Annotated in this window: 19 protein-coding genes and 2 pseudogenes; 9 read left to right on the forward strand and 12 right to left on the reverse strand. The window is 65.7% G+C overall.

Annotation, left to right across the window (positions count from 1 at the left end):
- Nucleotides 1-24 precede the first annotated feature (24 nt).
- Both U5A82_RS16720 and U5A82_RS16725 read left to right on the forward strand, forming a co-directional pair.
- The gene (locus tag U5A82_RS16720; protein ID WP_326291961.1) at nucleotides 25-423 is read left to right on the forward strand and encodes an NADH:ubiquinone oxidoreductase subunit NDUFA12; all 399 of its coding nucleotides are present in this window, start codon (nucleotides 25-27) and stop codon (nucleotides 421-423) included.
- A gap of 245 nt (nucleotides 424-668) precedes the next feature.
- Nucleotides 669-839, forward strand: a pseudogene (locus U5A82_RS16725) (DUF2155 domain-containing protein); the annotation flags it as partial.
- A 35-nt stretch (nucleotides 840-874) separates the two neighbouring features.
- Here U5A82_RS16725 and aat read toward each other — a convergent pair.
- Entirely contained in the window at nucleotides 875-1,627 is a 753-nt protein-coding gene (aat, locus tag U5A82_RS16730; RefSeq protein WP_326291962.1) for a leucyl/phenylalanyl-tRNA--protein transferase, read from the reverse strand.
- Nucleotides 1,628-1,729: 102 nt separating this feature from the next.
- Here aat and U5A82_RS16735 point away from each other — a divergent pair, with 102 nt between their 5' ends.
- On the forward strand, nucleotides 1,730-2,998 hold the full coding sequence (locus U5A82_RS16735) for a dipeptidase (protein ID WP_326291963.1): 1,269 nt from the start codon (nucleotides 1,730-1,732) through the stop codon (nucleotides 2,996-2,998).
- Nucleotides 2,999-3,124: 126 nt separating this feature from the next.
- On the opposite strand, the gene U5A82_RS16740 is transcribed toward U5A82_RS16735, so the two are convergent.
- Nucleotides 3,125-4,174 carry a S66 peptidase family protein gene (locus U5A82_RS16740; RefSeq protein ID WP_326292973.1) on the reverse strand — a complete coding sequence of 350 codons (1,050 nt, stop codon included), beginning with the start codon at nucleotides 4,172-4,174 and terminating at the stop codon, nucleotides 3,125-3,127.
- A 2-nt stretch (nucleotides 4,175-4,176) separates the two neighbouring features.
- Complete coding sequence (locus U5A82_RS16745; protein WP_326291965.1) at nucleotides 4,177-4,620, reverse strand: cupin domain-containing protein; 444 nt, start codon at nucleotides 4,618-4,620, stop codon at nucleotides 4,177-4,179.
- 55 nt (nucleotides 4,621-4,675) lie between these two features.
- On the opposite strand from U5A82_RS16745, the gene dapE reads away from it, so the two are divergent.
- A complete protein-coding gene (gene dapE, locus U5A82_RS16750; RefSeq protein WP_326291966.1) occupies nucleotides 4,676-5,812 on the forward strand; it encodes a succinyl-diaminopimelate desuccinylase in 1,137 nt (378 codons plus the stop codon).
- Nucleotides 5,813-6,217: 405 nt separating this feature from the next.
- Here the strand turns inward: dapE and U5A82_RS16755 are convergent, their stop codons facing one another.
- From U5A82_RS16755 to U5A82_RS16775, 5 genes and pseudogenes are all read right to left on the reverse strand, one after another.
- A complete protein-coding gene (locus U5A82_RS16755) occupies nucleotides 6,218-6,571 on the reverse strand; it encodes a GIY-YIG nuclease family protein (RefSeq protein WP_326291967.1) in 354 nt (117 codons plus the stop codon).
- Nucleotides 6,572-6,631: 60 nt separating this feature from the next.
- Nucleotides 6,632-8,316: pseudogene (locus tag U5A82_RS16760) on the reverse strand (putative bifunctional diguanylate cyclase/phosphodiesterase).
- A gap of 100 nt (nucleotides 8,317-8,416) precedes the next feature.
- Nucleotides 8,417-8,950: a Smr/MutS family protein gene (locus tag U5A82_RS16765; RefSeq protein ID WP_326291968.1), complete on the reverse strand. Its 534-nt coding sequence runs from the start codon at nucleotides 8,948-8,950 to the stop codon at nucleotides 8,417-8,419.
- Nucleotides 8,951-8,958: 8 nt separating this feature from the next.
- Nucleotides 8,959-10,218 carry a murein transglycosylase A gene (mltA, locus tag U5A82_RS16770; RefSeq protein WP_326291969.1) on the reverse strand — a complete coding sequence of 420 codons (1,260 nt, stop codon included), beginning with the start codon at nucleotides 10,216-10,218 and terminating at the stop codon, nucleotides 8,959-8,961.
- Nucleotides 10,215-10,871 carry a Tim44/TimA family putative adaptor protein gene (locus tag U5A82_RS16775; protein ID WP_326291970.1) on the reverse strand — a complete coding sequence of 219 codons (657 nt, stop codon included), beginning with the start codon at nucleotides 10,869-10,871 and terminating at the stop codon, nucleotides 10,215-10,217. Before U5A82_RS16775 ends, mltA begins: the two co-directional genes overlap by 4 nt.
- A 184-nt stretch (nucleotides 10,872-11,055) precedes the next feature.
- Here U5A82_RS16775 and secB point away from each other — a divergent pair, with 184 nt between their 5' ends.
- The 5 genes from secB (at nucleotide 11,056) to U5A82_RS16800 (ending at nucleotide 16,667) form a co-directional block, all read left to right on the forward strand.
- Nucleotides 11,056-11,556, forward strand: coding sequence for a protein-export chaperone SecB (gene secB, locus U5A82_RS16780; protein WP_326291971.1), 501 nt, complete (start codon nucleotides 11,056-11,058; stop codon nucleotides 11,554-11,556).
- A 118-nt stretch (nucleotides 11,557-11,674) separates the two neighbouring features.
- A complete protein-coding gene (gene murJ / locus U5A82_RS16785) occupies nucleotides 11,675-13,252 on the forward strand; it encodes a murein biosynthesis integral membrane protein MurJ (protein WP_326291972.1) in 1,578 nt (525 codons plus the stop codon).
- 15 nt (nucleotides 13,253-13,267) lie between these two features.
- Complete coding sequence (gene trpS / locus U5A82_RS16790) at nucleotides 13,268-14,272, forward strand: tryptophan--tRNA ligase (protein ID WP_326291974.1); 1,005 nt, start codon at nucleotides 13,268-13,270, stop codon at nucleotides 14,270-14,272.
- 220 nt (nucleotides 14,273-14,492) lie between these two features.
- The gene (locus U5A82_RS16795) at nucleotides 14,493-15,164 is read left to right on the forward strand and encodes a DUF4136 domain-containing protein (protein ID WP_326291975.1); all 672 of its coding nucleotides are present in this window, start codon (nucleotides 14,493-14,495) and stop codon (nucleotides 15,162-15,164) included.
- 270 nt (nucleotides 15,165-15,434) lie between these two features.
- Nucleotides 15,435-16,667 (forward strand): dicarboxylate/amino acid:cation symporter, encoded by a 1,233-nt coding sequence (locus U5A82_RS16800; RefSeq protein ID WP_326291976.1) that lies wholly within the window; start codon nucleotides 15,435-15,437, stop codon nucleotides 16,665-16,667.
- Nucleotides 16,668-16,693: 26 nt separating this feature from the next.
- On the opposite strand, the gene U5A82_RS16805 is transcribed toward U5A82_RS16800, so the two are convergent.
- The 4 genes from U5A82_RS16805 to mutM form a co-directional block, all read right to left on the reverse strand.
- Nucleotides 16,694-17,296 (reverse strand): peptidylprolyl isomerase, encoded by a 603-nt coding sequence (locus U5A82_RS16805; RefSeq protein WP_326291977.1) that lies wholly within the window; start codon nucleotides 17,294-17,296, stop codon nucleotides 16,694-16,696.
- 45 nt (nucleotides 17,297-17,341) lie between these two features.
- Entirely contained in the window at nucleotides 17,342-18,754 is a 1,413-nt protein-coding gene (gene dnaA / locus U5A82_RS16810; protein ID WP_326291978.1) for a chromosomal replication initiator protein DnaA, read from the reverse strand.
- Between the two features lie 423 nt (nucleotides 18,755-19,177).
- Nucleotides 19,178-19,441: a 30S ribosomal protein S20 gene (gene rpsT / locus U5A82_RS16815; RefSeq protein ID WP_261936288.1), complete on the reverse strand. Its 264-nt coding sequence runs from the start codon at nucleotides 19,439-19,441 to the stop codon at nucleotides 19,178-19,180.
- Nucleotides 19,442-19,559: 118 nt separating this feature from the next.
- Complete coding sequence (mutM, locus tag U5A82_RS16820) at nucleotides 19,560-20,372, reverse strand: bifunctional DNA-formamidopyrimidine glycosylase/DNA-(apurinic or apyrimidinic site) lyase (protein ID WP_326291981.1); 813 nt, start codon at nucleotides 20,370-20,372, stop codon at nucleotides 19,560-19,562.
- Nucleotides 20,373-20,463: the final 91 nt, after the last annotated feature.

Consider the following 20,463-nt stretch of genomic DNA (forward strand, 5'->3'; position numbering starts at 1 on the left):
CCGCAGCCGCTAAGCGCTGGACCCATGGGTATCCTCGGCAAGATCTTCACCTGGTGGGATGGTGCGACCATCGGCACTTCGCTCTTCACCTCCCGCAAGGGCAGCAAGGTCGGCGAGGACCATCAGGGCAATATCTATTATCAGGGCGGCGTCGACCCCAATGGCCTGACGCGCCGCTGGGTGATCTATAATGGCGTGAACGACGCCAGCCGCGTGCCCGCCGAATGGCATGGCTGGCTGCACCATTCGATCGAAGGTGCGCCCGAAAGCTTCCTGCCGCCGCCGCGCATCTGGGAAAAGGAATCGACCCCCAACGCCACCGGCACCACCCAGGCCTATCGCCCGTCCGGCGCGCTCGAAAAGGGCGGCCAGCGCCAGAAGGCGACCGGCGATTACGAGGCGTGGAGCCCCGACGCGGCATGACCCGGCGTCCGGCGGGAATCGTCCCGCCGATCCTGCACGGCCTTCCCCTTCTATCCTGTGCGCTGGCGCTGTCCGCGTGCGGCAAGAACGACGTGCCGACGGCGAACCAGAGCGGCCCGGTCAAGGTCGAGGGATCGCCGATCCGCGCAGGCGGCGGCGACGTGCTGCCCGGCACCCCCATGGCGGAACGCACCGCCGTCATCGGCCTGCTCAACAAGCGCAACGGGCTGACCCGCGACTTAACGATGAAGCCGGGCGAAGCGCTGCGCGTGGGCGATGCGATCGTGCGGTTGCAGGCGTGCGAAACCAGTGCGCCATGGGAAAATGTGCAGGAAACCGGGGCGTTCGTGCAACTGGACGTGCGCAGCAGCGCGGACGGGAAGTGGCGGCGCAATTTTTCCGGCTGGCTGTTCCGCGAACGGCCCGACCGCAATGTCGTACAGCACCCGGTCTACGACGTGTGGGTCAGAAGCTGTACGATGGAATGGCCGCAGGCAGGTCCGGACACGGTCAAGCTGGGCGGCAAGGGCGAGCCGATCGCGGCGTCCGCGCCCGCCAGCGGCGCGAACGCCAGCGCGGCGGCCGCGCCAGACCCGGCGGCCAGCGCGCCCGCCCCTGCCCCCAGCGCCACGCCCCCGGTCGCCGCGCCCAGCAACTGAAGATAGTCGCGCTGGCTGATTTCGACTGCGCCCATCATGCGCAGATGGTCGGTCATGAACTGGCAGTCGAGCAGGGTGAAGCCGCCGAACCGCAGCCGCGCCACCAGCCAGGCGAGCGCGACCTTCGACGCGTCGGTGCGGCGCGATACCATCGATTTGCCGAAGAAGGCGCGGCCGATCGCCACGCCATAGAGGCCGCCGACCAGTTCCTCCCCCGCCCATACCTCGATCGAATGGGCGAAACCGGCTTCGTGCAGGTGGCGATAGGCAGCTTCGATCTGGTGGTTGATCCAGGTCGACGGGCGATCCGGCGCGGCCTGCGCGCAGAGCGCCAATATCTGCGGGAAGGCGCGGTTGGCGGTGACGCGGAACCGGTCGCGGCGGATCGTCCTGGACAGCGAATGCGACAGGTGGAAGCCCTCGAGCGGCAGGATCGCGCGGCGTTTCGGCTCCACCCAATAGACATCCTGCGCGTCGCGATCGTCGGCCATGGGGAAAACGCCGATGGAATAGGCCTGTAGCAGGACGAGCGGATCAATCATCACGGGCAGGATAGGCAGGCCGGGCGCAGGGGGGAAGCCCTATCCTGCCCTCTTCTTGTGGGCGTGCGATTGACTTGGATCGGTGCGGCCTTAGCCTGCGGCCCGATGAAACGCCTGTCCTTGGCCTTGCTGCCGTTGATCCTGTCTGTGGCCACCGCCCAGGCCGCCACCGATCCCTATGCCGCACGGGTCGCTAGGATACTCAAGGCGACGCCGTTGATCGACGGGCATAACGACTGGCCCGAGGCACTCGCAGAGAAGGCGAAGGATGCGCGCTGGACGATGCCGCTGGAACGGCTGGACCCGGCGACCTTCCATACCGACATCGAACGGCTGCGCGCCGGGGGCGTGGGCGGGCAATTCTGGTCGGTCTGGGTGTCGGCGGACCTGCCCGAATTGCAGCAGGCGAAGGACACGCTGGACCAGATCGACCTGGCCCATAGTTTCGCGCGGCGCTACCCCAAGGATTTCGCCTTCGTGACGACGGCAGCGCAGCTGCGCGCCGCGCACAAGAGCGGACGGGTCGCGTCCTTGCTGGGCGTCGAAGGGGGCGGCCAGATCGACGGCAGCCTGGCCGTGCTGCGCAGCTTTCGCGCCTTGGGCGCATCCTATCTGACACTGACTCACGCCCGCACCACCGCCTGGGCGGACAGCGCGACCGACAATCCGCAGCATGACGGGCTGACCCCGTTCGGCGAGGCGGTGGTGCACGAGCTGAACCGGCTGGGGATGCTGGTGGACCTGAGCCATGTGAGCGAGGCGACGATGCTGGACGCGCTGCGCGTGACCAAGGCGCCGGGGATTTTTTCCCACTCCAACGCGCGGGCGATCTGCAACACGCCGCGCAACGTGTCGGACGCGGTGCTGAAACAGGTGGCGGCCAATGGCGGCGTGGTGATGGTGAACTATGCCCCGCAATATGTGTCGGAGGCGCGCCGCATCTGGGGTGCGGCCCGCAGCGGCGAAATCGCGCGCTATAATGCGCCGCCCTTCGGTGGCCTCTATATCGGCGATCCGGAAGGTGCGAAGAAGGCGCTGGCGGATTGGGAAAAGGCCAATCCCGAACCGGTGGTCACGCTGGCCCAGGTGGCGGACCATATCGACCATATCGCCAAAGTCGCTGGGGTCGATCATGTCGGGATCGGCAGCGATTTCGATGGCGTCGGGTCGCTGCCACAGGGGCTGGGCGGCGTGCAGACATACCCGGCGCTGCTGAGCGAACTGATGCGGCGGGGCTGGAGCGACAAGGATATCGCGAAGCTGGTCGGCGAGAATGTGCTGCGGGTGATGGCGACGGCGGAGAAGGTGGCGGCGGGGATGGCAGGCGAGCCAGCCGGGAGCGGGACCGTGGTTGGGCTGGATGGGAAAAGATAGGCGAGGATAGCGTAAAGATCGTCACCCCGGGCCCGATCTGGGGGATGCTTCTTTTTCGTGTTTGAGAGAAAGCGAGATCCCGGGTCGAGCCCTAGCTGACGGAGTCCGATATCCTGCGCCTCAGTCCTACGCCACCGCCGCCTCCAGCAATCGAATCGTCCCGGCGCTTGCGTCCATTTCCGCCTGCACGCCCAGCGGCAGGCTATATTGGTTGGCGACATGGCCGAACTGGCCGCCCTGGAAGGCGGGGATGCCGAGCGGTTCGAGATGCTGTTGCAGCACTTCCGACAGGGTGAAGCCGCCATAGCTCGGGCCGCCGGGACCGCAGTCGGTGCATTGGCCGAAGACGACCCCCGCCAGCTTGCCCAGCACCCCGCCCAGGGTCAGCTGCGTGAGCATGCGGTCGATCCGGTAGGGCGCTTCGCTGATATCCTCGATAAAGAGAATCGCGCCGGTGAAGTCGGGCAGATAGGCCGTGCCCATCAGCGCCGCCAGCACGGTGAGGTTGCCGCCGAGCAGCCTGCCCCGCGCTACGCCGGGGCGGAAGGTGCGGATGCGCCCGGCCCGTTGCGCCAGGCGATCCTCATGCCCTTGCGGATTGGAAAAGGTCGGCGTGGCCGCGTCGAAGGCGACAGCGCGGAAGGCGTCCCAGCTATAGGCGCCCCAGCTGCTCGCCGCATTGGGGCCATGGATGGTGGTGAAGCCCGCCTTCGCCGCAAAGGCCAGGTGCAGCGCGGTGATGTCCGAAAAGCCGACCAGCAGCTTGGGATTGCGGCGGATGGCGGCGAAGTCCAGCCGGGGCAGGATGCGCGCGCAGCCCCAGCCGCCGCGCACCGCGAAGACCGCGCGGACATCCGGGTCGGCGAACATGGCGTTGACGTCGGCCGCCCGGTCCGCGTCGGTCCCGGCCAGATAGCCATAGCGCCCGGCCAGATGCGGCGCGGCCTTGGGCTTCAATCCCATGGCGACGATCGTGTCCTTGACCAGGTCCAGGTCGAACGCATCGTCGGTGAAACCCGCCGGTTCGATCAGCCCGACCGTATCACCCGCGCGCAACCGGGGCGGCTTGACCAGCGGCGCAGCGGCGGCGGCAGGCGTCGTCGTCAGCCATCCGCCCATCCCCGCCCCCATGCCGAGCATCGCGCCGGTCATCATGCCGCGCCGATCCATCCGCATCGTCAATAGCTGCTCCCATCCTTGTGGCGATATGCGCCGCCCGACCAGAGAAGGTTGATATCGGCATAATGGCAATCCCCGGTCGGCGGCCGTCCGAAGGCGACGAAGACGCAATCGTCCGTACCGTCATTGACCAGATGATGGCCGTTCGGCTCCCCTTTCGGAAAAGCCGCCATGTCGCCCGGCCCCATCGGCGTACGAGCGCCTTCCTCGACCAGGACCGCCTGCCCCGCCAGCATGACCAGAAATTCGTCCTCATCCTCATGCCAGTGGCGGTGGGAGGACGCCGCGCCGGGTTTCAGCACGACATGGCTGACGCCGAAATCGCTGAGGCCATGAACGAGACCGAGTCGGCGCACCCAACGTCCTGCGACGATGGCCGCATGGTCACCGGGATAGCCGGTGCTGTTACTCTGCGCGATGGTTTTCAGGTCGATCCGGGGCATGGTCGTCCTCCTCCTGTCACTGGTCAACAGACATGGCTTTCGCTAACGCGATGGCATGAGCATGACCAGCACCAATGATGTCGTGGCCCTGGCCCAGCGCCTGCTGGCCTGCCCGTCCGTAACCCCCGCGACCGGCGAGGTGTTCGCCGTTCTGGAAGAGATGCTGGTCCCGCGCGGTTTTACCGTCGACCGGTTCGTGGTGGGCGAAGCGCCCGACGGGCCGGTGGAAAATCTGCTCGCCTGGCGCACCACCGGGGCTGGACCGCATTTCGCCTTTGCCGGGCATCTGGACGTCGTGCCGCCGGGCGCGGGCTGGACCAGCGATCCTTTCGTGCCGGAGATTCGCGGCGACCTGCTTTATGGGCGGGGCGCGGTGGATATGAAGGGTTCGATCGCCGCCTTCGTCGCGGCGCTGGACGCGCTGCCCGATGATATATCCGGCACGATCAGCCTGATCATCACGGGCGATGAGGAAGGTCCGGCGGTTTACGGCACGCTGGCGCTGATGGACCGGATGAAGGCGCGCGACCTGCGCCCGGACCTGTGCCTGGTGGGGGAACCGACATCGTCGGCGCGGCTGGGCGACGTGGTGAAGATCGGTCGGCGCGGATCGGTGAATATGTGGATTCGCGTGGCCGGATCGCAGGGCCATGTCGCCTACCCCCATCTGGCCGACAATCCGATCCCGAAGCTGGTTCGCATCCTGACGCTGATCGAGGCGGACGTGCTGGACGAAGGGACCGACTGGTTCCAGCCCAGCAATATCGAGATTACCGATCTGGAAGTCGGCAATGTCGCGCATAACGTCATCCCTGGCGCTGCGACCGCGCGGATATCGATCCGTTTCAACGACCAGCATTCAGGCGCGTCTCTGATCGAGCGGATCAAAGCGATAGCGGCAACCGAAGGCGGCACGGTGGACGCCAAGATCAGTGGCGAATCCTTCCTGACCCAGCCGGGCGCGTTCAGCGACCTGGTGAGCGGCGCGATCCGCGACGTGACCGGCGTGGAGACGGAGCTCTCGACCACCGGCGGCACGTCCGACGCGCGGTTCCTGTCGCGCCTATGCCCGGTGGTGGAGTTCGGCCTGAACAACGCGACGATGCACAAGCTCGACGAGGCGGTGGCGGTCGCAGATTTGCGGGATTTGACGAAGATCTACGCGTTGGTGGTGGAGCGGGCGCTGGTGTGAAGTAGCGAGCGGGTAAGGGTCAGTTACCGGCCATTTTTCATCGGTCGGTCGTGGCGCAGCATTGCTTAGAGCAGGCAAATTTACTACGTCACCCCAGCGTAGGCTGGGGTCTCAGGCGATGGTGGTATCGACTTGAACAAGCGCCGCGACCAAGCATTGCGTGCCTCCGCCTAAGATGCCAGCCTTCGCTGGCATGACGGACATATTAACGCCGATGTTAGTCGAGCGTTGAAAGCAGGCCTTTCGCAAACCACCCTTGCCGGGCGACGTGCTGGTGATGAGGCTTTCGCCAAAGGCGGACTGAGCAAAATCGACCAGAAGTGGCCTTTAGAATATGCTGTGCCATGACTTGGAAGCGGCTGTTCCCTCTTATCGTCACCCCAGCGAAGGCTGGGGTCTCAGGCGTCAGAAGATAACATCTGACATATCGCGCCAATCTGGATTGCCTTCTTCCACCAGCCGGATTTTCCATTCGCGTTTCCAGGCTTTGAGTGCCTTCTCGCGGGCGATGGCGAGCCTGATGTCATCATGTGGCTCGACCAGGACAAGGCGAGTTAGCCCGTACTTCTTGCAAAAGCCGGAGCCAGTGCCGTTTCGATGTTGTTCGGCGCGCGCAACGATATTAGTGGTGACGCCGATATAAAGCGTGCCCCTCGGCCTGTTGGTCATGATGTAGGTGTAGCCGCCTCGCGTCATATCCCACCGTATCGCACCGCCGCCTGAGACCCCAGCCTTCGCTGGGGTGACGGTGAATTTCATGTCAGCTATGCGGGAATTGCACCCGTAAACCCGCCCAGCCACTAGCCACCCAAACCCGACCTACCCCGCGTCGCGGGCCTGTTCTTCCATCTGTGTGGCGAACCGTTCGAGATAGGCCTGCTCGCCCGTCGGGCGGGCGAGGTGATAGCCCTGGAACAGGCGGCAGCCGATGATGCGCAACACGTCCATCTGCGCTTCGCTTTCGACGCCTTCCACCACCACTTCCATGCCCAGCCCCTGGATCAGGCCGACCACGGCGGAGCAGATGGTGCGGGCTTCGGCGGAGGTGGCGATGTCGCGTACCAGGCTGCGGTCGATCTTGACCCGGTCGACGGGCAGTTCCTTCAGCCGCGACAGATTGGAATAGCCGGTGCCGAAATCGTCGATGGCGATGCATACGCCGTCGCGGCGTAAGGCGCGCAATTGTTCCAGCACGCGCGGGTCGATGTCCATCGCGAGCAATTCGGTGATTTCCAGTTCCAGCATGGACGGCGGCGTCGCATGCACCGACATGGCGTGCCGCAGGCGCAGGAAGAAGTCGGCCTGCGCCAGTTCGCGGGTGGAGATGTTGACGGCGATACGCTGTTCCACGCCCGCCTGCGCCCAGCGTGCGGCGGTCTGGCACACTCGGCTCATCACCCAGTCGCCCAGCGCGACGATCGCCCCGCTTTCCTCCGCCACTGGCACGAAGGCGCCCGGCAGGATCAGCGCGCGCTCCGGATGCGCCCAGCGCACCAGGGCTTCGGCCGTGATGGCGCGGCCGCTGGCGACGTCGATCTGCGGCTGAAATTCGAGCAGAAACTCCTCCCGCTCCAGCCCGCGCAGCAGGTCGCGCTCCAGTTCGGCGCGGTCCTCCGCCTCCAGCGCCAGCGTCGCGGTGTAGATTTCTGCGCGGCCGCGCCCCTGATGCTTGGCATGATACATGGCGATGTCGGCGGCGCGCAGAAGGTCGGCCAGGGTCGCACCATGATCGGGATAGCAGGCGATGCCGATCGACGCGCCCAGATCGACATGCTGACTCCCGAGGTCGAACCGTTCGCCCAGCGCGAACTGGATGGCGCGGGCGATCCGCTGCGCTGCCGCCGTACCGGCCAGACGGGGGAAGAACATCGTAAATTCGTCCCCGGCCAAGCGCCCGATGACGGCGTCGCCACCGCCCGCGCTGACCTGCGCCATCACCACTTCGCGCAGGCGCCCCGCGACCCGCGCCAGCAACTGGTCGCCCGCCGCATGGCCCAGCGTGTCGTTGACCGCCTTGAACCCGTCGAGATCGATGAAGAATAGCGTCGCGATGCCGTCATCATCCCGATCGGCCAGCAGCCGTTCGACCTGACGGCAGAAGCTGGTGCGGTTGGCAAGGCCGGTGATCTGGTCGAACAGGGCGAGCGTCTGGACATGGTCCAGGTTGGTGCGCACCTGGCTGAACAGGCTTTCCATCGCGACGCCCAGGTCGGGCAGTTCCTGGCCGATATTGGCGGGCACGCGCGATTGCAGGTCGCCATGCGCGGCGGACAGCAGGCGCTCCGTGGCGGCATCGATCGCTATGGCGGTGGTGGCTATGCTCCGCGGGCCGACGCCCAGCTCATCGTGCCGCACAAGATGGCGATGATGAGCGATCGGCCAATCTGCACCAGTTCGTCTTCCTGGACCGGCATATAGCCCAGGACGAGCGACAGGATGAACACCAGCGCCCCTGCGGCACAGGCAAAGGCAGCGGCGCGGCTTTTCAACGTCACGCCCTGCATGTGCCTCCCAGCCGACCATGATTCCATGTCGGAACCTTCAAACCGTCGGATATGAAGGACAGTGGTTAAGAAAATATCAGCGGGGCTTGCGAAAACGCCCTCATTTTTTGCGCCGCAATATCAGATACAGCGCGCCATCGCCGCCATGGCGCGGATGGGCGATGCGGACGCTGGCGATGCGATCGGCATAGGGGCTGGTTTCGAGCCAATGGCCGATCTCGCCCCGAATCGCGCCCCGTCGCGATGCATCCGTCACATCCTTCGTTTTCGGGGGTTTTCCGGTCACGACCAGCATGACGCGCACGTCGCGCGCCAGGGCGGCGGCGATCGCCTGGTTGAGCTGACCATGCGCCGCGGCCAGGCTGTGGCCGTGCAGATCGATGCTCATATCGGGCATGATGGTGCCCCCGCGAATCCGCTTTTCCCATCCGGTGTCGAGCATGGCGGTGGGCTTGCGCGGCGGGGGCGCAGCAACGGGTGGCGCAGGCGCGGGCGTTAACCCTTTTTGCGGCGGTAGCGGGACGGCGGCTGGCTCGGGCGCGACACGCCGGACGCCGGGCCGGATCGGGCGCACCGTGCGGGCAAGCGCCAACCAGAGCGCCTCTTCATCCTGGGTCAGCCGACGCCGGACCATGGCGCGGATCAGGGTCGGGCGAGGCGCGCCGCCGAACCGATCGGCAGCAGCACCAGCGCGCTGCCCCGCGCGGACATGCCACCGGCAATGCCCCGCGCCCGCGCGCCCGCGCCCCAGAAACTGTCGAAGCGATTGGCGCCCTTGATCGCGCCGCCAGTATCCTGCGCGATCCACACACCGGCGGGTTCGGCGCGGTCGAGCGAGAGCAGCACCGGCGCGCCCAGAGGGATGAATTTCGGGTCGGCGGCAACGGTCGCTTCGGGCGTCACCGGCACGCCCAGCGCACCAAGCGGTCCGGCCCCGGTCAGTTCGCGGAAGAAGACGAAGCTCTTATTCTCGTTCATGATGGCCGCGCCTTCGACGGGATGGGCGCGCAGATATTGCATGATGTCCTGCATCGACCCGGCCTGGATCAGGCCGCGATCCTTCATCAGCTTGCCGATGCCAGTATAGTCGCGCCCATTCTGCCCATCATAGCCGATGCGCATGACACCGCCGTCCGGCAGGTTCAGCCGCCCGCTGCCCTGCACCTGAAGGAAGAAGAACTCGACCGGGTCGGCGGCATAGGCCAGTTCCAGACCACGCCCGGCGAGCGACCCTGATATGATCTGGCTGCGGTCGTCGAAGGGAATGAATTTCGTGCCCTGCACCTTCCCCCGGATCGTGCGGCCTTTCAGGCTGTCGCTGAACTGGCCGAGATCGACGTCGATCAGGTCAGTCGGGCGGCGGTAGATCGGTACGTCATACCCCGGCTGCCGGGTACGCGATCCCGCGATTTCCGGTTCATAATAGCCGGTGACGAAGGCGCTGCCGTCCCCCACCTGCACCGCTTCGAAATAGCGCGAAAAAAATTCGCTCGCTGATGCCTCGGGCCAGCTGGACGCCGCAGCGCAGGCGTTGTTCCAGTCGGACCCGCGTGTCAGGCCGCTGCTGTCGGTGCGGCGCATCAGCGTCGGGCAGGAGATGCGGAACGCCTGCAGCGCCAGGCGGGAGCGTTCGCCCGAGGGGATCAGGCTGGCGATGTCGGGTCCACGCGCGACGCCCAGGGCAGCGGCATTGCTTTTGTCCAACGCCGGATCAAGCGGCATTTCCACGGGCAGCGTCGGGCGCGGCGTGGCGGGAACGGGACGGGTCGCACTGTCACCGGACGGGCGAGGATTGCTCGCAGTGGGCGCGGGACCACCGGCCGAAGGCGGGATCATCCCGCCCGCGCAGGCAGACAGCATCAGCGCTGCAAGCAGCGCCGCCCCCGACTGGCGCGCGATCATGCGACTTCGTCGGTTTCGCTAAGCTTCCAGTTGGGGTCCGCGCTGCGGATGTCGCGGGTGAAGGTCCAGATATCCTTCGTGCCGACCGCGTCGGTCATCGATCCGGCGACGACGTTGCCGTCCCTGTCACGGGTAATGGCGGCGATGTCAGCTTCGAACTGCAACGCCACCTCGGCGACGCGGCCGTTGACCGATGCTTCGACGATCTGCGCCTTTTCGATACGGACCAGACGGTTGTCGAGCACTTGCCCTTCCGCCTCGCGCGCGGCGATCGCTTCCTCGAACGAGGCGCGGACATCGTCGTCGCACAACCACGCCAGTTGGTCGCGGTCGCCCCGCCAGAAGGCTTCCAGCACCATCTTGTAAGCACTCTTGGCGCCATCCACGAATTGCGGGACGTCGAAATTCCGGTCGGTCGCGATCAGCGCCCGAACGCCATTTTCCGCGCCGGGGCTGATCAGCCCTTCGGCGAGACGAACGCTGTCGCCGCCATTATGCGCGACGGGGCCGGGTTGCAGCACCGTCACCTTGGCGCGTTCGTCGGTCGGACGCAGCGCAGGCTCCTGCTCATGGCCCGTACGCTTGCCGAGCACGGAATAGAGCCGCAGCGCCAGAAAACCGGCGATCATGGCGAGGATGACGATCACATACACGGAAGGCTATACCCTTTTACGCGGGACAATGTTCCAACCAACATAGGCATGTTTGCATCCAACTTCAAATACGCGCTTGTTCGGCCGTGGCATTGCCCTGCCCCCACGCCCCTGCTAAGCGCGCGGGTCATCAATATCCGGGGGCCTGGGGCCGCCGCCAATAGGGAAAGTCCAGGAACAGAGCATGGCCGACGAAACCGATCACATCACCACCAATATCGGCAACGGCGCCGACACCGCGCCGCAGATCGCACTCATCAGCCAGTATGTGAAGGATCTCTCGTTTGAAAACCCGAACGCACCGGCGGTCTATCAGTGGCAGGACCAGCCGCAGATCGACGTGCAGTTCAACATCGGCGCCGAGCGCGTCGCGGACGACGTTCTGGAAATCGCGCTGAAGATCGAAGTGAAGGCCGTCGCGCCGCAGGGCACCGCCTTTGCCGTCGAACTGCTCTACGCCGCGATTTTCGGCATGCGCAACGTGCCCGAAGACCAGATACAGCCCTTCATGCTGGCCGAAGCGCCGCGCCTGATCTTCCCCTTCGCCCGTCGCGTGCTGGCCGACGCGATCCGCGACGGCGGTTTTCCGCCGCTGCTGCTCGACCCGATCGATTTCGGCGCGCTGTATTTGCAGCAGGCGCAGCAGATGGAAGTGACGTCGGGCGAACCGGCCGGTCACGCCTGATAACTTGCCATGACCCCCAACGCCGTTCGGGCTGAGCCTGTCGAAGCCTCTTCCTGCTGTTCGAAAGAAAAGGAAGCCCTTCGACAAGCTCAGGGCGAACGGATCAGGGGTCAGGCGCATGAAACTGGTGCGCGCCCTTGGTTCGGTCGGCGGGCTGACGCTTGCCAGCCGGGTGCTGGCGCTGGTGCGCGATTCGCTGGCGGCGCGCTATGTTGGGGCCGGGTTTGCTTCGGACGCGTTCAATGGCGTCGCCTTCCGCCTGCCCAACATGTTCCGCGCGCTCTTTGCCGAGGGGGCCTTTTCCGCGGCCTTCATCCCGCTGTTCAATAAGAAAGCGGCGGGCGAGGGCGGATTACCGGCCGGTTATGATTTCGCCGAGCGCGCGCTGGCGGTGCTTCTGCCGGTCCTGATCCTCTTCACCGCCATCCTGATCGCGGCCGCCTGGCCGATCACCTGGGCGCTGTCGGGCGGCTTTGCACGGCAGAATCCGACGCCGGAGCAGTTTGCCTTCGCCGTCACCCTGTCGCGCATCACCCTTCCCTATCTGGCGCTGATCAGCCTCGCCTCCTTGCTGGGTGGCATCCTCAATTCGCTCGACAAATTCTGGGTCAATGCCGCCGCGCCCATATTGCTGAACCTCGCGATGATCGCGGGCCTGTGGTTCTTCCATGGCGCGGACGAATATGAAACCGCGCGGGTGCAGGCGATGTCGGTGACGATCGGCGGCGCGCTGCAACTGCTCTGGCTGATCCTGGCCTGCAAGCGCGCGGGCGTGTCGATGAAAATCAAGCGGCCGCGCCTGGACAAGGACGTGCGCGAACTGCTGCGGCTGATCGTTCCGGCGGCCGCAGGAGCCGGCGCGTCGCAGATCAACCTGCTGATTTCGACCGCCCTGTCCGGCTGGCTGCTGGCGTCCGGCTCGATCACCTATATCTATTATGCCGACCGGCTGAACCAGTTGCCGCTGGGCCTGATCGGCATCGGCCTTGGCACCATCCTCCTCCCCACCATTTCGCGCATGCTGTCCAAGGGGCAGGAGGCCGAGGCGATGGAGACGCAGAACAGGGGCATCGAACTGGCGCTCTTCCTGACCCTGCCCGCGACGGTCGCCTTCCTGGTGGTCGCCGAACCGATCGTGCGCGGGCTGTTCCAATATGGCCGCTTCACGCCTGACGACGCGATGCGGTGCGGCTGGGCGCTGTCGGCTTTCTCGATCGGCCTGCCCAGCTATGTGCTGGTGAAGGTTTTGACGCCCGGCTATTATGCGCGCGGTGATACGAAGACGCCGGTGCGCTACGCCATGCTGTCGATCGTCATCAACATCGTCGGCAATCTGGCGATGATCCCGACGCTGGGCCATATCGGCCCGCCGCTCGCCACCGCGCTGTCCTCCACCGTCAATGTCGCGATGCTCTACAGGACGCTGGTGAAGCGCGGGCATTTCGCCGCCGACGCGGGGTTGCGCCGCCGCCTGCCTCGCCTCGCGCTCGCCGCACTTATCATGGGCGTCGCGCTGTGGGCGGGCGAGGATTGGCTCGACCCCTGGCTGATCGGCGCGATGGTGCAGCGCTATGTCGCGCTGGCCGTGCTTGTCGGCGCGGGCGTGGCGCTGTACGGGCTGGCCTCCTTCGTCACGGGCGCCTATCGGCTCTCCGACATCAAGGCGCTGATGCGCCGCAAAAGTGCAACTTCATAAGAACGGATCAGTCACATGCGCGTCCTTTCCGGCATCCAGCCGACCGGCAATCTGCACCTGGGCAACTACCTCGGCGCGATCCGCAACTGGGTGCGGATGCAGGACGAGATGGACGCAACGTCGCAGTGCTTCTTCTTCCTGGCGGACATGCATTCGATCACCGTGCATGAGGCGCGCGAACAGCGCATCCGCAACGTGCGCGACATGGCCGCCGCGCTGGTCGCCGCCGGGATCGATCCGGACCGCAGCGTCCTGTTCAACCAGGCGCGCGTGCCCGCCCATGCGGAGCTCGCCTGGTTGCTGAACGGCACCGCGCGGATCGGCTGGCTCAACCGCATGACCCAGTTCAAGGACAAGGCGGGCAAGGATCGCGAAGGCGCATCGGTGGGCCTGTTCGTCTATCCGGTGCTGCAAGCGGCCGACATCCTGGCCTATAACGCCACCCATGTGCCGGTGGGCGAAGACCAGAAACAGCATCTGGAACTCTGCCGCGACATCGCCGCCAAGTTCAACAGCGATTTCGGCGTCGACCTGTTCACCCTGCCCGATCCGATCATTCCCAAGGAATTGGCGCGGATCATGTCCCTGCGCGACGGCACGGCGAAAATGTCCAAGTCCGACCCGTCGGACATGAGCCGCATCAACCTGACCGACGATGACGACGCGATCATGGCGAAGATACGCAAGGCCAAGACCGATCCGGAGCCGCTGCCGGAGTCGGCGGGAGGGCTGGCGGGCCGTCCCGAAGCCGGCAATCTGGTCGGCATCTTCGCGACGCTGACCGGCCGGACACCCGATGCGGTGTGTGCAGATTTCGCGGGCAAGGGGTTCGGCGCGTTCAAGCCCGCACTGGGCGAGGTGCTGGTCGAGACGTTGCGCCCGATCCGCGAGCGCTTCCTGGCGTTGCGTACCGACGACGCGGCGCTCGACGCGATCCTGAACAAGGGCGCGGCCAAGGCGGCGGCGGCGGCCGAACCCACGCTACGCGCGGCCTATGACGCGATGGGGTTGATGCGCTGAGCGCTGGGCCTGGTCGCTTTACGGTTACGGGGGCTGTCCGAAAGGGCAGCCCCTTTTCTTTGGGGGACGGCATCACCATGTCCGCATCGTCATAGAATTGGAACATGGTTTTGCGTCCGTTCGACGGGTTCGTGCGTTCAAACGATGTTCAGTTGCGTTTTGCTAAGGCAGGGCGCTAAGATGGTCGCAGGCGGCTTCGCCTGGTTTAGGACGTAAGAACATGGCTTATTTCAACAAGTTCGGGATGATCGCGGCACCCGCTTTGGCGCTGGTGGCGCTGTCGGGCTGCACCACCGGCTTCAAGGCCGATGTCGCCCGTTTCCAGCAGCTGCCCGCGCCCGCCGGGCAGAGCTATTATGTCGTCGCCGACGATCCACGGCTCGCCGGTGGACTGGAGTTTTCCCATTATGCCGATCTGGTTGGGCAGCGCCTGGCCCAGACCGGCTATGTCGCGGCCAGCGACCCGGCGCGCGCCGACCTGATCGTGCGCGTCGCCTATGATGTCGACAATGGCCGCGAAAAGGTTCGCTCGACCGGCTTCGGCGGCCCCTATGGCGGCGGCTGGGGTGGCGGTTGGGGCGGTCCCTGGGGCGGCGGCTTCGGCGGTCGCTGGGGTCGTCCATGGGGCTACGGCTTCTATGATCCCTGGCTGTTCGGCGGTGGCGGCTTCAACGATGTGAGCAGCTATACCGTCTATACCAGCGACCTCAGCATGAAGATTGACCGGGCAGCCGACAATCGCCGCCTGTTCGAAGGGAAGGCGAGCGCCCAGTCGCTGTCGAACAAGCTGACCTATCTGGTGCCGAACCTGATCGACGTGATGTTCACCAACTTCCCTGGCCAGAATGGGGAAAGCGTGAAGGTCACCCTGCCGCCCGAGAAAAAGGGCTAGGATCAGCCTAGCGAGATTTGAAAGGCCCGGCGTTTCGCACGAGACGCCGGGCCTTTTTTGATTCGTTTCTGCGTCGATCCATTATTCCCCGACGAAGGTCGGGGAACAGCTTTGCATATCCCCTCAAAGCGAAGGGATCGGGCCTTGTGCTGGAACCGCCCGCCCCCCTTCTCGCACGATGCGATTTTCCACTGTTCCCTGCCCTACAATAGCGGATAGCGTGCCCCGGCCCGTTGCCACCAAGGCAGCCTGACCCGGGGAAGAGCGTCCATGTCCTTGACCGTCCGTATCCTGATCGCGCTCGTCCTGGGGCTGGCGAGCGGCATCGCGCTGGCCGAATGGGGCGGCGGATGGGACGCGGAGATCGTCGCGGTGGCGCAGCCGATCGGCAAGGCGTGGCTGGGCGGATTGCAGATGCCGTTGATCCCGCTCATCTTCGCGCTGCTGGTGACGGGCATCACTCAGGCCGCGACCAGCGCGCGGACCGATGGCATGGCCGGACGCGCCATCGCCCTGTTCGCGGTGATGCTGGTCGCATCCGCCGCCGTCGCCGCGCTGATCGGGCCGCTGATGCTGCATCTGTGGCCGGTCCCGCCCGGCGCGGTCGGCGCGCTGGCGGGGGCGGAGGCCGTGGCGGACGTCCCCGATGTGCGTCCCTCGGCAGAGTGGCTGCTGGGCTTCATCCCGGTCAATCCGCTCAAGGCGGCGAGTGAGGGGCAGGTCGTCGCGGTGGTGCTGTTCGCACTGGTGTTCGGCTTTGCGGTTACGCGCATCGCGGCGGAGCGGCGCGCCCTGCTGACCGGTTTCTTCCAGGCGCTGGCCGACGCGCTGTTGGTCGTGGTCGGCTGGGTCTTGTGGCTGGCCCCGATCGGCGTGTTCGCGCTGGCGCTGGTCGCAGGCGCGCGATCGGGCCTGGCGACGGCGGGGGCACTGCTCCACTATATCGGCTTCATCGTGCTGATCTGCGTGGCGGTGACGCTGCTGGTCTATCCGCTGGCGGTGATCGCCGGGCGGATCGGGCTGGGTCGCTTCGTGCGCGCGGCCGTCCCTGCCCAGGCCATCGCCTTTTCCACGCAAAGTTCGATCGCATCGCTGCCCGCGATGATCCAGGCGAGCGACGGGCCGCTGGCGGTGCGCGAAACGACACGCAGCATCGTGCTGCCGCTCGCCATATCGCTGTTTCGCGTCACAAGCCCGCCCGCCAATCTGGGCGTCGCCCTCTATGTGGCGGCGATGAACGGCGTGGCGTTGGGGCCGGGGCAGCTTGTCATGGGGGTGCTGGTGGCCGCGATCGTCAGCCTGGCGGCGGTGGGCCTGCCCAGCCAGATCACCTTCTTCACCACCACCGGTCCCATATGCCTGGCGATGGGCGTGCCGGTGGAAGCCTTGCCGCTGCTCCTGGCAGTGGAGACGGTGCCCGACATCTTCCGCACCGTGGGCAACGTCACCGCGGACATGGCGGCAGCGCGAATCGTGGATCAGCGAGAATCAGGCAAGGATTAAATACCGCAAACAGGTTGGAGGTAGTCTTAGGGCACCCGCCGCGCGGTCAGGATCTTCACCGGCGCGGCGAGCATCTGCCCCTTCATCACGCCCTCCCCCGCCGTCGGCGATTTGGGCGCGATCAGTATGGCTTTCACCACGTCCATCCCCTCCACCACATGGGCGAAGACGGCGAAGCCCTGATTGTCGCCGCTCGTCTGCTGGGGCTGGGCGTCCATGCCCGGCATTTTGCCCAGCACGATGAAGAAGTCACCGGTCGCGCTGCCCGGCGCATAGCGCGCCATCGACAGCGCGCCGTCATCATGGGTGAGACCCGTCTGGGTCGTGGGTTCATGTTTGATCGGCGGCAGGATGCGCTTGGGATCATTTTGCGCGCCGCCCTGAACGAAGCCATAGTCGGGTGCGCCGACCCCGCGATAGAAGGCCGTGCCGTCAAACCGTTTCTGGTCGACATATTTCAGGAAATTGGCGGCAGTGACCGGCGCCTTGTCAGGATGGACCGCCACGACGATCCGGCCGGCGTCGGTGTCCAACGCAACGCGCACATCGGTGGACGGGAGCGGCGTCTGGGCCGCCACGGGGGACAGGCCGACGAGAGCGGCGAACAGCAGGGCAAGGGCGCGAATCATGCGCCCCAGCCTAACCGCTCCAGCGCCAGACGCCAGAGGGCGCCTTTACCCCTCCAGCAGGCGCTGGAGCGCGCGGACGTCGGCATCCATGTCGGGATTGCTTTCGCGCAACTGTTCGATCGTGCGGACGGCGTGGATCACCGTGCTGTGATCGCGACCGCCGAAGATGCGACCGATCTCCGGCAGCGAGCGCGGCGTCATCTTCTTGGCCAGATACATCGCCACCTGACGCGGGCGGGCGACCGCGCGGGCGCGGCGCTTGGAGCGCATTTCGGACGGATCGATCTTGAAATGGGCGGCGCAGGCCTTCTGGATTTCATCGACCGTAATGCGGCGGGCATTGGCGCGCACCGCGTCGGCCAGCATGCTCTGCGCGAAATCGAGGTCGATCGAGCGGCCGGTCAGCTGCCCATAGGCGACCAGCTTGTTGAACGCCCCTTCCAGTTCGCGCACATTGGATCGGATCGATCGGGCGAGGAAGTCGATGACGGCGTCGGGCACCGGCGGATCACCCGCCACCGCCCGCTTCGATTCGAGGATGGCGAGGCGCAGGTCGAGCCCTGCGGGCTGGATGTCGGCGACCAGACCACCGGCCAGGCGCGAGAGGATGCGCGGATCGATCGATTCGAGCATCTGGGGCGCGCGATCGGCGGTCACGACGATGCGCGCACCGCTGTCGATCAGGTCGTTGATCGTGTGGAGGAACTCCTCCTGCGTCGATCCCTTGCCCGCGATGAACTGGATATCGTCGATCAGCAGCAGGCGGGCGGCGCGCAGGCGCCCCTTGAACGCCATCGTTTCATTGGCCCGCATCGCATTCACAAATTCCATCATGAAGCGTTCGGCCGACATGTAGAGGACCGCGTGCGAAGGCGAATGGGCCGAAAAGGCGCGCGCGATGGCATGGAGCAGGTGCGTCTTGCCCTGCCCGGTGCCGCCATGAATGAAGAGCGGGCTGAAACGTGGCGTGGCTTCGCCTGCCATTGCCTGCGCGGCGGAACAGGCCAGCCGGTTGGTTTCGCCGATGATGAAATCGGCAAAGCCATGGCGCGGCAGGAAATTGGAGGCGATGGCGACGGTCGGCGCGTCGTTCGCAGGCGCAACCGGCGTTTCGACCGGCGTGACTTCCAGCAGGCGCGGCCCGGTCGCGTCGGGGGCGCGGCGCAGACGCACCTCACGCACGCCGACCCCGGCGCTGCGCCACGCCATGCGCAGGCGGTCGCCGAACTGGCCGGACACGAAGTTCGCGCTGAAATCGCTAGAGACCAGCAGGTCGAGCGTCTGCGAATCGGGGCAATAGTCGCCCAGGCGCACGGGCTTGAGCCACTGGTCGAACATCCGTGCGCCGACATCGCGGCGCAGGCCGGCGCGAATGCCGGTCCAGGCGGATTCCAGGCCGGCGTCCGCCTGACCCACATCTCCGTCCTGCCAGCCAACCACGCGCACAACATCCTTCATAGACTTAGACGATCCTACCAACTGTGCCCCCCGTGATCGGGCAGGAATACGACGCAAAGGTCTTCGTCCGGAAACGCCCCCGCTTCCGGTTCCTTCACGACAATCAATCTCACATGACGGCCGCCTGAAAGGTGATTCGACGGCGGCCGGATTTCAAAACTAGACGGTGGGGGAGCGCCGGATCAAGGGCAGCTTGGTTCAAAAAAGTGAAATAAAGCCGTTGACTCAGCAAAGCCGCGGAAAACGGCCGACAATCAATTTATTGCGTGATTTCAATGATTTATTATCTGCATTTTATGCCGCAGTGCGTCGAATCGCGGGAAATCGGTCGATCATGAAATATGACGGATTGGAGAAGACACGACGAAAGGCCCGCCCCATCGCTGGGGCGGGCCTTGTGATCTGTCGAAACCCGAAAGGGTTTTAGGCGAGCGCGCTGACAGCCTTGGTCAGGCGGCCGAACTTGCGCGCGGCGGTGTTCTTGTGCAGCACGCCACGGGCGACGCCACGGGCCAGTTCGGGCTGAACGGCCTGAAGCGCCGTCGCAGCGACGTCCTTGTCACCAGCGGCGAGAGCGGCTTCCACCTTCTTCACCAGGGTACGAATCCGGCTGATGCGGGCGCCATTGATGGCGGCGCGACGTTCGTTGCGGCGGATGCGCTTCTTGGCTTGCGGCGTATTGGCCATTTACAGTCCTCAGTTCTCGTCAATCTCGGGAAGAGGCCTGCCGGAACGGTCCGACCCACCTCGTGAAGGAGCGCCCCTTACAGGGGATAGCGGCATGCGTCAACCGGTCGAACCCGCGCTATTTCTGGCATTTCGGGCAAAAGAAGGTCGATCGACCACCGTCGACTCGGCGTTGTACCGTGCCGCCGCACAGGCAAGCCTGCCCCTCTCGCCCATAGACGCGCCATTGTTTGGAAAAATAGCCCAGCTCGCCATCGGGCCGGGCATAGTCGCGCAGGGTCGATCCGCCCGCCACGATGGCGGCGGACAGCACGTCGCGAATCGCCTCCACCAGCAGCCCGAGTCGCGGTCGGCTGATCTTGCCCGCCGCCCGAGTCGGGTCGATGCCCGCCATGTTGAGCGCTTCGCACACATAGATATTGCCCAGGCCCGCCACGACGCGCTGGTCCAGCAGCGCCGCCTTGATCGACGTGGCTTTCCCCTTGAGCACGGCGGCCAGGCGGGCAGCGTCGAAATCCGGCCCCAGCGGTTCCGGCCCCATGCGGGTAAAGGGCGCATAGGTCGCCCAGGCGTCCGACCGGACGAGGTCGAGCGACCCGAAGCGGCGCGGATCGTTGAGCGCCAGCACATGGCCTCCACCTGTTTCCAACAACAGATGATCGTGCGTGCCGATCTCCGTCGGATCGATTCGCCAGCGGCCCGACATGCCGAGGTGGAATATCATCATGTCGCCGCGATCGGTTTCGATGAGGCCATATTTGGCGCGGCGCGACAGGCCAGTGACGGTGGCGCCCGTCAAACGCTGGCGCAGGTCGACCGGAATGGGAAAGCGCAGGTCCGCGCGACGCGGTTCGACACGGGTCAGCACGCTGTCCTGCAGGACGGCGCGCAGGCCCGCGACGGTGGTTTCGACTTCGGGAAGTTCAGGCATGGCCACCCATGTAGGCGCTGGGATGCTGCGACAACAGGGGATAAGCGCCCAACCTTCGCTTCTGCAAGGCGCCGGAACAGCCTATGCCCCT

It is taken from the genome of Sphingobium sp. CR2-8 (assembly GCF_035818615.1).
Classification (GTDB): domain Bacteria; phylum Pseudomonadota; class Alphaproteobacteria; order Sphingomonadales; family Sphingomonadaceae; genus Sphingobium.